Raw genomic sequence first — 10,933 nt, forward strand, 5'->3', positions numbered from 1 at the left:
ATTCCCCTCAATCGCCTTTTTATTGGGGTATAGCCAAGCGGTAAGGCAAGGGACTTTGACTCCCTCATGCGTTGGTTCGAATCCAGCTACCCCAGTTAATATCATTGTGCCGGCGTGGCGGAATTGGCAGACGCGCTGGACTCAAAATCCAGTGTCCTCACGGACGTGCCGGTTCGACCCCGGCCGCCGGTATAGCATAATGAATAAAAAGTCAAGGTTTTCTGACCTTGATTTTTTATTTGTTCTAGCTGGAAATTTCGGCTGTTGACTATTACTATTTTTTTCTTTATTTGCTACAATGGCTATAGTGATTGTGTCTGAAAAGGGAAAGGAGTTTTTATGAAGATTGTAGTTGCTATTGATTCTTTTAAGGGTTCAGTGAGTTCATATGAGTTAAATACTACTGTGGCAGATGTGGCTCAGGAGCTTTTGCCTGAGGCGGACCTTGAAACTTTTGCCATTTCAGATGGTGGGGAGGGGACCCTTGATGCGCTAAGAGGTGGACTTGGAGGGGAACTGAGGACTGTTGAGACGGTAGATTTGCTGGGGAGACCAATAGTGGCCTCTTACCTGCTGCTAGGGCATCAAGCGTTTATTGAGTCTGCTTCAGTAGTGGGGCTTGATAAGATATGTCCATCCTCGAAAACTTTTGAGGAGGCTAGTTCTTATGGTTTGGGTGCCCTTATTTGTGATGCGGTTGAGCAGGGGTGCGAGGAAATCTATGTGACCCTTGGCGGCTCGGGCGCTTCTGATGGGGGTCTGGGTTTGCTGGAGAGTTTTGGTTTTGATGGAAAAATGCTGCGCTTTTCTTTTCCAGAGAATTGGGAGAAGGTCAAGTTGATTGGGCTCACGGATGTTAAGAATCCCTATGCTGGTGAAAAGGGCTTTGCCCGGGTTTTTGGGAAGCAAAAGGGTGGAAATCCGGAGCAACTGTTACTGAAGGATCAAGCGGCAAGGGATTTTGTTGCCTTTGTGAAGGAAGAGTCTGGTCTGGATTTACAGGCTATTCCAGGGACGGGAGCTGCAGGCGGTTTAGGAGCGGCCCTAGTTCTTCTAGGTGGGCATTTGGAAGCTGGTTTTGACAGGATTGCGTCAATCGTTGGCTTGGAAGAGGCTATTGCGGATGCTGACTTAGTGATTACAGGCGAGGGGCGCATGGATGGTCAGAGTAGGGCTGGGAAGGTTCCTTATGGTGTCGCTCAGCTGGCCAAAAAGCATGGTGTGCCAGCTATTGCCGTCTGTGGGGCTATTGCCGAGGATGCGGATTGGATATGGGATGACTTTTTATCCGTATTTTCCATCCAGACTCGAGTGCTCTCCCTTGATGAGGCTATGAAAAAGGAAAGGACCTTGGCCAATCTCGCCTTTGTGACTCGAAATATCTTGCGCACCTTTATTGAAACATCCTGAGACTCTGAAAAGGGTCTTTTATTTTTTGAAAAAATACTTGTCCGGTTAAGTTCTTTGTGGTACAATTAACTGGTTAACAAAAAAGGAGGGACAAATGAGAGACTTAGCTATTCAGATTGATCGGGCCTTGCATGACATTGTCCTCTGTTCAGAAAACCAGCTGGAAATCTTGGTGGGAAGCTGCCAGAGTGAGGTAACTCTCACCAATACTCAAGAACATATTTTAATGTTGATTGAAAACAATTCCTACACCAGTTCTGAAATCGCCAAGCAACTGAATGTAAGCCAGGCTGCCATCACCAAGGCTATCAAGTCCTTGATCAGCAAGGAGATGCTGGTGGGGGTTCGGGATGAAAAGGATGCCCGTGTGGTACGATATAGTTTGACAGAGATTGCCAAGCCCATAGCGGCGGAGCATACGCACCATCATGTCCACACCTTGGCGGCTTATGAGGACTTGTTGCAGGCTTATTCAGCGGAGGAACAGGCCGTTATTGGTCGTTTTTTGACGGATTTAGTGGGGAAAATTAAGGGTTAAGATGAGATATATTACAGTAGAGGACTTGGAGTTTCATTATGATAATGAACCTGTCCTAGAAAATATCCATTATCATTTGGATAGTGGTGAGTTTGTGACCTTGACGGGTGAAAATGGGGCAGCCAAGACGACCTTGATTAAGGCGACTTTGGGGATTCTCAAGCCCAAACATGGTAAGATTACCATTTCGGAAAAGAGTATTCGGGGGAAAAAGTTGCGGATGGCCTATCTGCCTCAGCAGATTGCCTCTTTTAATGCGGGTTTTCCCAGTACCGTCTATGAATTTGTCAAATCTGGTCGCTACCCCCGTCAGGGCTGGTTTCGTCGATTGACCAAGCATGATGAGGAGCACATCAAGGCCAGTTTGGACTCGGTAGGGATGTGGGAACATCGGGACAAGCGCTTGGGCTCTCTAAGTGGGGGACAAAAGCAACGGGCTGTGATTGCGCGAATGTTTGCCTCGGACCCAGATATCTTTATCCTAGATGAACCGACTACTGGTATGGATAGTGGGACCAAGGAAGACTTTTACAAACTCATGCATCACTCGGCCAAGAAGCACGGCAAGTCTGTTCTCATGATTACCCACGATCCAGAGGAGTTGAAGGACTTTGCGGATCGCAATATCTACTTGGTCCGCAATCAGCATTCGCCGTGGAGGTGCTTCAACGTGCATGGACAGGATCAGGAGGTGGCTCATGAATCTCTTTGATTGGAGCTTTTTGAACTATGAGTTCATGCAGCGGGCCTTTTTGGCAGTCATTGCCATGAGTCTTTTTGCGCCGATTTTGGGAGTTTTTCTCATCTTGAGGCGGCAGAGTTTGATGAGTGATACCTTGAGCCATGTTTCTCTGGCTGGTGTCGCCTTTGGTGTGGTGCTGGGGCTCTCTCCTACTCTCTCAACAGTCCTGATCGTCTTAGTGGCTGCGGTCTTTCTGGAATACCTGCGGACTATTTACAAGAATTTCATGGAAATCGGAACGGCCATTTTGATGTCGACGGGACTGGCTGTTTCCTTGATTATCATGAGTCGAGCAGGTGGTCGAAGCGGGGTCAGTTTGGAGCAATACCTCTTTGGTTCCATTGTGACCATCAGTCAGGAACAGGTTCTTAGCCTCTTTGTGATTGCGGCAGTGATTCTAATCTTGACTGTCTTATTCCTGAGGCCCATGTATATCCTAACCTTTGATGAGGATACGGCCTTTGTCGATGGTCTGCCAGTGCGGGCTATGTCCATTGCCTTTAATATGGTGACAGGTGTGGCCATTGCTTTGATGATTCCGGCTGCGGGGGCCCTTTTGGTATCGACCATTATGGTCCTGCCGGCCTCGATTGCGCTGCGAATCGGAAAAAGTTTTCGAACGGTTATCCTGATTGGGATGGCTATTGGTTTTGTGGGGATGTTGGCTGGTTTGATTGTTTCCTATTATGGAGAAACACCGGCTAGTGCGAGCATAACATTGATATTTATCGGCATTTTCCTTTTGGTCAATGCCATCTATAAAGTGAGAAAATAGGAGGAAATATGAAAAAGTTAATGAAGTTGGGTCTAGGATTGTCAGTTTTGGCTTTGACAGCTTGTGCAAGTCAGACTGCAAGTAACCAAAATGATCAGATTGATATTGTAACCACCTTTTATCCTGTCTACGAATTTACCAAGCAGGTTGCTGGTGATGAGGCCAATGTGGAGCTGATGATTCCTGCTGGGACAGAAGTCCATGATTTTGAACCTTCCGCTAAAAATGTGGCCAGTGTGCAGGAAGCCGATGTCTTTGTTTATGAAAATGAAAATATGGAAACCTGGGCGCCCGAATTGCTGGAATCGGTTGATACAGATAAGGTTGGTGTGATTAAGGCGACTGAAGGGATGTTGTTGTTGCCAGGCAGTGAGGAAGAAGACCACGATCATGAGGAGGAAGGCCACAGCCATGCCTTCGACCCGCATGTCTGGCTCTCTCCTGAGCGCTCCATCAAGCTGGTTGAGACTATTCGTGATGGCTTGGTAGAAAAGTATCCAGATAAAAAAGCTGCCTTCGAGGAAAATGCAGCAGCCTATATTGAAAAGTTGCAGGCCTTGGATAAGGAGTATAAGGATACCCTTTCTGCAGCCCAACAAAAATACTTCGTGACCCAGCATACAGCCTTTGCTTATCTTGCTTTGGATTATGGTTTGAAACAGGTTTCCATTACCGGTGTTTCTGCCGATGAGGATCCAACAGCCGCTCGTTTGGCGGAATTGACCGAATACATTAAGCAGTACGGTATCAAGTATATTTATTTTGAAGAAAATGCCTCCAAGTCTCTGGCTGAAACCCTGGCCAAGGAAGCAGGTGTCAGCTTGGAAGTTCTCAATCCGCTGGAAAGTTTAACCGACGAAGCCATGAAAGAGGGGGCAGATTACATCTCTGTCATGCAGGATAACCTCAAGGCTTTGGAAAAGACTACTAGTCAGCCAGGTGTCGAAATTCTGCCAGAGGAAGGCGAAGCTGCGAAGACTGTATACCAAGGTTACTTTGAAGATAGCGCGGTAAAAGATAGAAGTCTGTCTGACTATGCTGGTGACTGGCAGTCTGTTTACCCCTACTTGCTAGATGGCACTCTGGATCAGGTTTGGGACTACAAGGCCAAGTTGACAGGGGCTATGACAGCAGAAGAATACAAGGCTTACTACGATACGGGCTATAAGACTGATGTTGACCAAATCAAGATTGATGATCAGACCATGGAATTTGTTGTGGATGGTCAATCCCACAAATATACCTACAAGTATGTGGGTTACAAGATTTTGACCTACAAGAAGGGCAATCGTGGGGTTCGCTACTTGTTTGAAGCGACAGATGCGGATGCAGGTAACTACAAGTATGTGCAATTTAGTGACCACAATATCGCACCAGTGAAAACAGGACATTTCCATATTTTCTTCGGTGGGGAAAGCCAGGAAAAACTCCTTGAGGAGATGGAAAACTGGCCAACCTATTACCCAGTAGGTCTGACTGGTATGGAAATTGCGCAAGAAATGTTGGCCCATTAATCATAATAGAGAAGCGCCGAATCATTCGGCGTTTTTTCTTGACAAAAAAAGTTTACAACTGTAAACTTTAATCAAGAAAGAAAAGGAGGTCCGCAGATGGAACATCCAATCTCTGGAGCAGAATGGCAGGTTATGCGGGTCTTGTGGGCCCATCCTGGCTCCACTTCTCAGTTCATCATTCAAGCTCTTCAGGATGGCTTTGACTGGCAACCGGCTACGGTAAAGACCCTCTTGGGCCGGCTCCGAAAGAAAGATTATCTGAGGATGGAAAAGGTGGAAACCAAGTACCATTACTGGCCCTTGTTGGCTGAGGAGGATCATCTGCGCTTGCAGCTTCAGGCTATTTTGGATAATTCTTGCTCGACAAAGAATGCCAGCCTGGTGGTCAGTTTTTTGGAACAGGGTTCCTATTCCCAATCAGACTTGCAGATGCTTCAGCAAACTATTGCTAGTCGGCTGAAAGATGCCCCTGAAACCTTGATTTGCCACTGTTTACCGGGTCAATGTACCTGCGGTCACCATCATTAGGAGGAAACTATGAAACAAATCGTTGAAGTCGAAAACATGTCTTGTCAAAATTGCGTCAAGCATGTCACAGCCCATTTCTTAGAATTGGAAGGAGTATCAGGTGTCGCTATCAACCTGGATACCAAGGAAGCAACGGTGACAACAGATGTCTTGTACAGCCTGGATGATTATCAGGCTAGCTTAGACGATACAGTCTACGAAGCAGTCACCATAAAAGCATAAAAGATGGGCCAGAAGGCTCATCTTTTCAGTTCTTTTAGAAAATCTTTGATGGGTAGGGGGAGCTCCTGGATGTTAATCTTGTCCCAAAAACCATCCCCCTTGAGACGAGGAATCAGATGGATATGAAAATGAGTGCCGTCATCCATCAGGTCCTTGTCATTGCTGGCAATGGTGACACCGTCGATGGGTAGGCATTCTTCCAAGAGTCCAACCAGATAGGCTTGCGTTTCAATCAACTCATGTAGGATTTGGAGTGGAGGTTGGCTGATGCTGGTATAGTGGTCCTTGCTGATGAGAAGGAGATGGCCAGTCTGAATTGGGTCGATGTCAAAGACCAGCTTGAAATGCTCTGTTTGATAGAGAAGAGCTTGTTCTGAAATATGATGGCAAAAAATACAGGTTTTCATCGATTTTCCTTTCATCCTATGATAAACTATTATAAACTAAAAAAATTTTTTTAGGAATGATTTGCAAATTTGCTTTTTTCAAAAAGATTTGCGAATAAATAGGTGAGAGAAAAAAAGGAGATAAATATGAAAAACAGAAAAATGGCTAGATTCTTGTTAACGGTGGGCATCGTGGTGATTCTCGCCTTGCTGGTTCTGACAAGTTGTATCATTGGGATGACAGCTGGCAGCAGCAAAGGACAGGCTCCAAGTTCTAGTTCCAGTCAGCAGCTGACAAGTGAGAGCAGTTTGACGGAGGCTGTGACCACCCAGACTCAAGTGGCAGCCTCTTCAACGACTATACCGGTCACTGTGGCAGATACTCCTACTGAAAAACCAGCAACTACGAGTGGCATGCAGCTGACTCAGCTGACAGCTGGAGATTTTTCTAGCATAGAAGGGGTCTGGGTCAATGGCTATGGACATACCTTGACCTTCGGTCCGTCAGGTCTGATTGATGGTAGGGGGACCGTTCAGGATGTGAAAGGAACTAGCTGGGAAACGGTTAGAGGTTACCTAGTGACAGAAAACATTGGTGGGGGTGTCCTGGAATTTTTACCAATAGGAACGATCTTCCCTGACCATACCTACCCTGGAGAAAATGGGGAAGAAGTGAGAATAAAAGATGCTTCAGATTCGCAGCAGGAGCGAATCTGGCTAGGTCATGATTTTGCACAGATTGGTGACAATGGGAGCTTTTTCTACCGTAAAAATTAAAATACGAGCCCAGGCTCGTATTTTTTTAGTAGGTTAAAACAAAGTATTTTTTCTTACCGCGACGGATAACAGTCAATTCACCATCAATCTTATCGCTGTCGGCTAGGTTATAATTCAGATCTTGAACGCGTTCGCCATTGACATAGATGGCTCCGTTTTGGACATCCTCTCTGGCCTGACGTTTGGAATTGACAATGCCTGAAGCAACCAGCAGCTCAACGATATTTCGGTCATCAGTAGCTTGTACAGCGTAGTTTGGTACATTGCTGAGGCCTTGCTTGAGCTCTGCAGCAGAAAGGTTTTTGATGTTTCCGGCAAAGAGTTGCTCGGTGATATTGAGGGCTTGGTGATAAGCCTCTTCACCGTGAACCAGTGTCACCACTTCCTTGGCCAAAATCTTTTGGGCCAAACGCTCATGGCGGGCTGCATCAAATTCTTTTTCTATTTCGGCAATCTCATCAAGCGATAAGAAGGTGAAGATTTTCAGGAAACGAACAGCATCATCATCCATGACATTGAGCCAGAATTGATACATTTCATATGGGGAGGTTTTGTCTGCGTCCAACCAAACAGCATTGCCTTCGGATTTTCCAAATTTCTTGCCGGTTGAGTCGGTGATGAGGGGAACGGTCATGACGTGGACTATCTTGTCTGCCTTGCGGCGCAGCAATTCTGTACCCGCGGTCATATTGCCCCATTGATCAGAACCGCCGATTTGCAGGGTTACATTGTGCTTGTCATTGAGTTCGTAGAAATCGTAGCCCTGCATGATCTGGTAGGCGAACTCGGTGTAGGAAATCCCTGTTTCAATCCGCTTTTTGACAGATTCCTTGCTAATCATGTAGTTGACGGTGAAGTATTTTCCAACATCACGCAAGAAGTCGATAAAGCTAATCCCTGAGAACCAGTCGTAATTGTTGACCATCTGGGCCTTGTTTTCACCATTCTCAAAGTTCAAGAAACGGGAGAGTTGCCCTTGAATTTTGGTAACCCAACCGTCCACGGTGTCTTTGGTTTGGAGGCTGCGCTCCGCATCCTTGAAGGAAGGGTCGCCAATCAAACCAGTTGCTCCGCCAACCAGAGCATAAGGCTTGTGGCCAGCTAGTTGTAGGTGACGCATGACGAGGATTGGGACCAGGTGTCCCAGATGAAGACTGTCTGCTGTCGGATCATAGCCTGAATAATAAGAAACCTGACCTTCTGTTAGGGCTTTTACTAAGGCTTCTTCGTCTGTCGTTTGAAAGACCAAGCCGCGGGCTTTTAGTTCTTCAAAAATGTTCATGAGGCTTTCTCCTTTAATATTAGACCCTCTGCCACCACCTTCAAAGGGCGATGGTAATTGTGTTTCTTCTTGAGAAATATGGGTGGGGTCCATTTAAAAATCACCTCTTATTATACCATGAAATTGTAGAAAAGAAACAATTTTGTTATAATGAGAAGATAAGGAGTTATCTATGACGACTAAACCGGATAAAATGAAGAATATAAAAAACTGGCTTAAGAAGTTTGACCTGACCGTTAGCGATGTGTTTGGGATTATTTTGCGCACTTTGAAGCTAGTAGTTAATTTTTTGGCGCTAATCATCTTTTTCATCGGACTATTTGGTGCGGGGGTTGGATTTGGCTATATTGCCAGCCTGTTTGATACTGTTAAGGTCCCAGAGTCGGCTGCCCTGGTAAGCCGAGTCACTGAATTAAGTCGGATTTCTAAAGTGGTCTATTCGGATAATAGCTTGATTTCGGAAGTGAAGTCCGACTTATTGCGTATCCCTGTGGAGAGCGCAGCCATCTCAGACAATGTGAAGCATGCGGTTATTGCTACAGAGGATGAAACTTTTGAAAGTCATAACGGAGTTGTGCCAAAGGCTGTTCTTCGTGCAGCGCTTGGTTCTGTCGGTTTGGGGTCTTCAAGTGGAGGTTCGACGCTGACCCAGCAGCTGGTCAAACAACAGTTGGTGGGAGATGCACCGACCTTTACCCGAAAGGCTAATGAGATTGTATCTGCCTTGGCTCTAGAACGAAATATGAGCAAAGAAGATATCCTGACGACTTACCTGAATGTCTCTCCTTTTGGTCGGAACAATCAGGGGCAAAATATTGCAGGAGTAGAGGAAGCGGCCCAAGGAATTTTTGGAAAATCAGCCGCAGACTTGACTGTGCCTCAAGCAGCCTTTATTGCAGGGCTTCCACAAAGTCCGATTGTCTATTCTCCCTACTCATCAGATGGAAACTTTAAGTCAGATGAAAATATGGCTTTTGGTATTGCCCGTCAAAAAGATGTTCTGTACAATATGTACCGTTCGGGCTATCTGAATAAAGAAGAGTATGATACGCACGTAGCTTACGATATTAAGAAGGATTTTAAAGCACCAAATCCTGTTACAGCAGACACCAAGGACTATCTCTATTATGCTGTCATGGAAGAAGCTGAAAAAGTCATGTATGATTATTTGATCAAACGAGACAAAGTTTCTGAGAATGACTTGAAAAATGATAAGACAGTGACAGCCTACAAAGAGCTGGCCAAAAAGGAATTGAGTCAAGGGGGCTACACTGTTACCAGTACAGTGGATAAAGGGCTCTACTCTGCTATGCAGTCAGTGGTTGCCAATTATGGCGCAGTCTTAGATTATGGCGGTGGTCTGGTAGAAACAGGTTCTGTTGTTCTTGATAACCAAACTGGAGCTATTCTTGGCTTCATCGGCGGTCGTGACTATAAGAGCAACCAGAACAACCATGCCTTGGATACAAAGCGCTCCCCAGGTTCGACCATCAAGCCATTCCTGGTATATGGTGTTGCTATCGATCAAGGATTGATGGGGTCAGCTTCGATCCTTTCCAACTATCCAACTACTTTTTATGACGGAACCCCTATCATGCACGGGGCCAGTCGTGGTACAGGCATGATGAACCTCCAGAGTGCTCTCAATGCTTCAGCCAATATCCCAGCCTTCTGGACCTATAAACTCTTGCAGGAAAGGGGGGTGGATGTCAAATCTTACATGGATAAGATGAACTATGATATTGCGATGTATGATATTGAGAGTCTGCCTTTGGGTGGCGGTGTTGAAACAACGGTTGTCGGCAATACTAATGCCTATCAGACCTTGGCCAATAATGGTGTCTACAACAAGAACTATATTGTAGAAAAAATTACTGCCCATGATGGGACGGTCATTTATCAACATGAAGCCAAGCCTGTTCAGGTCTACTCTAAGGAAGCAGCAACCATTGTGGATTATCTGCTGCGTGGTGTTTTGGCTTCTGGTGAAACCTCCACCTTCAAGAGTCGCTTGGCAGGCCTTAATCCAACTGCGGCTAGCAAGGATTTGATTGGTAAAACAGGGACCAGTAATGACACGGCTGACGTTTGGCTCATGGTTTCGTCTCCTCGGATTACAATAGGGACCTGGGCAGGGCATGATGACAACACTGGTATGGACTTTTTAACGGGTTACAATAACAATGCAGCCTATGTATCCTATCTCATCAGCACGCTGCATGATACCAATCCATCCTTGTTTGAAGGGCAATTTGCTCTGGCGGATGGTGTGATTGCTTCTAGCGTTCTAGCATCTACTGGTCAGGCTCCAGGCACTGCTCAATACAATGGTCGCTCTTACAATGTGTCAGGTGGGCTGACCACTAGTTATTGGGCAAAGAATGGGGCACCGGTGACAACCTATAACTTTATGGTTGGGGGAACCAGTAGTGACCGAGCTCGAGCTTGGAACACCCTTTTCCCACCAAAAACTAAAACTAAAGCTAGTTCAACGAAACCATCAAGTAGCACCACACAACCTGAATCAGAAGACTAAGTGTACCTTTGTCAATGATGTGAGACCCAAAAGGTCATTCTGAAGATAGCTATTTGTTAAGCTTTACTAGGAGCTAGCTCCTAGTAAAGCTTTTCTGATGTCGATAAGAGATTTCCAGCCTAGGGTTTGCATAGGGAGTCGATTGGAGCGGTAGAGATAGTTTTTCATCTGCTTGATGAGGTCTTCGTAGGAGTAAAAGGCCAAGTGCTGGTAGAAACGTCGG

At 45.9% G+C, this 10,933-nt stretch carries 11 protein-coding genes, 2 tRNA genes and 1 pseudogene; 11 read left to right on the forward strand and 3 right to left on the reverse strand.

What is annotated here, in order from left to right; translation table 11 throughout:
* Window positions 1–23 precede the first annotated feature (23 nt).
* The 9 genes from ACEYCN_RS09845 (at window position 24) to ACEYCN_RS09885 (ending at window position 5,729) form a co-directional block, all read left to right on the forward strand.
* A tRNA-Gln gene (locus tag ACEYCN_RS09845) sits at window positions 24–95 on the forward strand.
* 13 nt (window positions 96–108) lie between these two features.
* Window positions 109–192: transfer RNA gene (locus ACEYCN_RS09850), tRNA-Leu, on the forward strand.
* 147 nt (window positions 193–339) lie between these two features.
* Entirely contained in the window at window positions 340–1,410 is a 1,071-nt protein-coding gene (locus ACEYCN_RS09855) for a glycerate kinase (protein ID WP_373714104.1), read from the forward strand.
* Window positions 1,411–1,504: 94 nt separating this feature from the next.
* Complete coding sequence (locus tag ACEYCN_RS09860) at window positions 1,505–1,948, forward strand: zinc-dependent MarR family transcriptional regulator (protein WP_373714105.1); 444 nt, start codon at window positions 1,505–1,507, stop codon at window positions 1,946–1,948.
* 1 nt (window position 1,949) lies between these two features.
* Window positions 1,950–2,660 (forward strand): metal ABC transporter ATP-binding protein, encoded by a 711-nt coding sequence (locus tag ACEYCN_RS09865; protein ID WP_373714106.1) that lies wholly within the window; start codon window positions 1,950–1,952, stop codon window positions 2,658–2,660.
* Window positions 2,647–3,465, forward strand: coding sequence for a metal ABC transporter permease (locus ACEYCN_RS09870; RefSeq protein ID WP_373714107.1), 819 nt, complete (start codon window positions 2,647–2,649; stop codon window positions 3,463–3,465). The genes ACEYCN_RS09865 and ACEYCN_RS09870 overlap by 14 nt, the downstream gene beginning before the upstream one ends.
* A gap of 8 nt (window positions 3,466–3,473) precedes the next feature.
* Complete coding sequence (locus ACEYCN_RS09875) at window positions 3,474–4,979, forward strand: metal ABC transporter solute-binding protein, Zn/Mn family (RefSeq protein WP_373714108.1); 1,506 nt, start codon at window positions 3,474–3,476, stop codon at window positions 4,977–4,979.
* Window positions 4,980–5,075: 96 nt separating this feature from the next.
* Window positions 5,076–5,507 carry a BlaI/MecI/CopY family transcriptional regulator gene (locus ACEYCN_RS09880; RefSeq protein WP_373714109.1) on the forward strand — a complete coding sequence of 144 codons (432 nt, stop codon included), beginning with the start codon at window positions 5,076–5,078 and terminating at the stop codon, window positions 5,505–5,507.
* 9 nt (window positions 5,508–5,516) lie between these two features.
* On the forward strand, window positions 5,517–5,729 hold the full coding sequence (locus ACEYCN_RS09885; RefSeq protein WP_373714110.1) for a heavy-metal-associated domain-containing protein: 213 nt from the start codon (window positions 5,517–5,519) through the stop codon (window positions 5,727–5,729).
* 17 nt (window positions 5,730–5,746) lie between these two features.
* Here the strand turns inward: ACEYCN_RS09885 and ACEYCN_RS09890 are convergent, their stop codons facing one another.
* Window positions 5,747–6,136, reverse strand: a complete 390-nt coding sequence (locus ACEYCN_RS09890) for an HIT family protein (protein WP_373714111.1) — start codon at window positions 6,134–6,136, stop codon at window positions 5,747–5,749.
* A gap of 126 nt (window positions 6,137–6,262) precedes the next feature.
* On the opposite strand from ACEYCN_RS09890, the gene ACEYCN_RS09895 reads away from it, so the two are divergent.
* Entirely contained in the window at window positions 6,263–6,892 is a 630-nt protein-coding gene (locus ACEYCN_RS09895) for a DUF6287 domain-containing protein (protein WP_373714112.1), read from the forward strand.
* A 25-nt stretch (window positions 6,893–6,917) separates the two neighbouring features.
* Here ACEYCN_RS09895 and tyrS read toward each other — a convergent pair whose 3' ends face one another.
* Window positions 6,918–8,174, reverse strand: coding sequence for a tyrosine--tRNA ligase (tyrS, locus tag ACEYCN_RS09900; protein WP_373714113.1), 1,257 nt, complete (start codon window positions 8,172–8,174; stop codon window positions 6,918–6,920).
* A 172-nt stretch (window positions 8,175–8,346) separates the two neighbouring features.
* On the opposite strand from tyrS, the gene pbp1b reads away from it, so the two are divergent.
* Window positions 8,347–10,710 carry a penicillin-binding protein PBP1B gene (gene pbp1b / locus ACEYCN_RS09905; protein ID WP_373714114.1) on the forward strand — a complete coding sequence of 788 codons (2,364 nt, stop codon included), beginning with the start codon at window positions 8,347–8,349 and terminating at the stop codon, window positions 10,708–10,710.
* A 66-nt stretch (window positions 10,711–10,776) separates the two neighbouring features.
* Here the strand turns inward: pbp1b and ACEYCN_RS09910 are convergent.
* Window positions 10,777–10,933: pseudogene (locus ACEYCN_RS09910) on the reverse strand (IS481 family transposase); the annotation flags it as partial.

It is taken from the genome of Streptococcus sp. (assembly GCF_041802885.1).
GTDB lineage: Bacteria > Bacillota > Bacilli > Lactobacillales > Streptococcaceae > Streptococcus.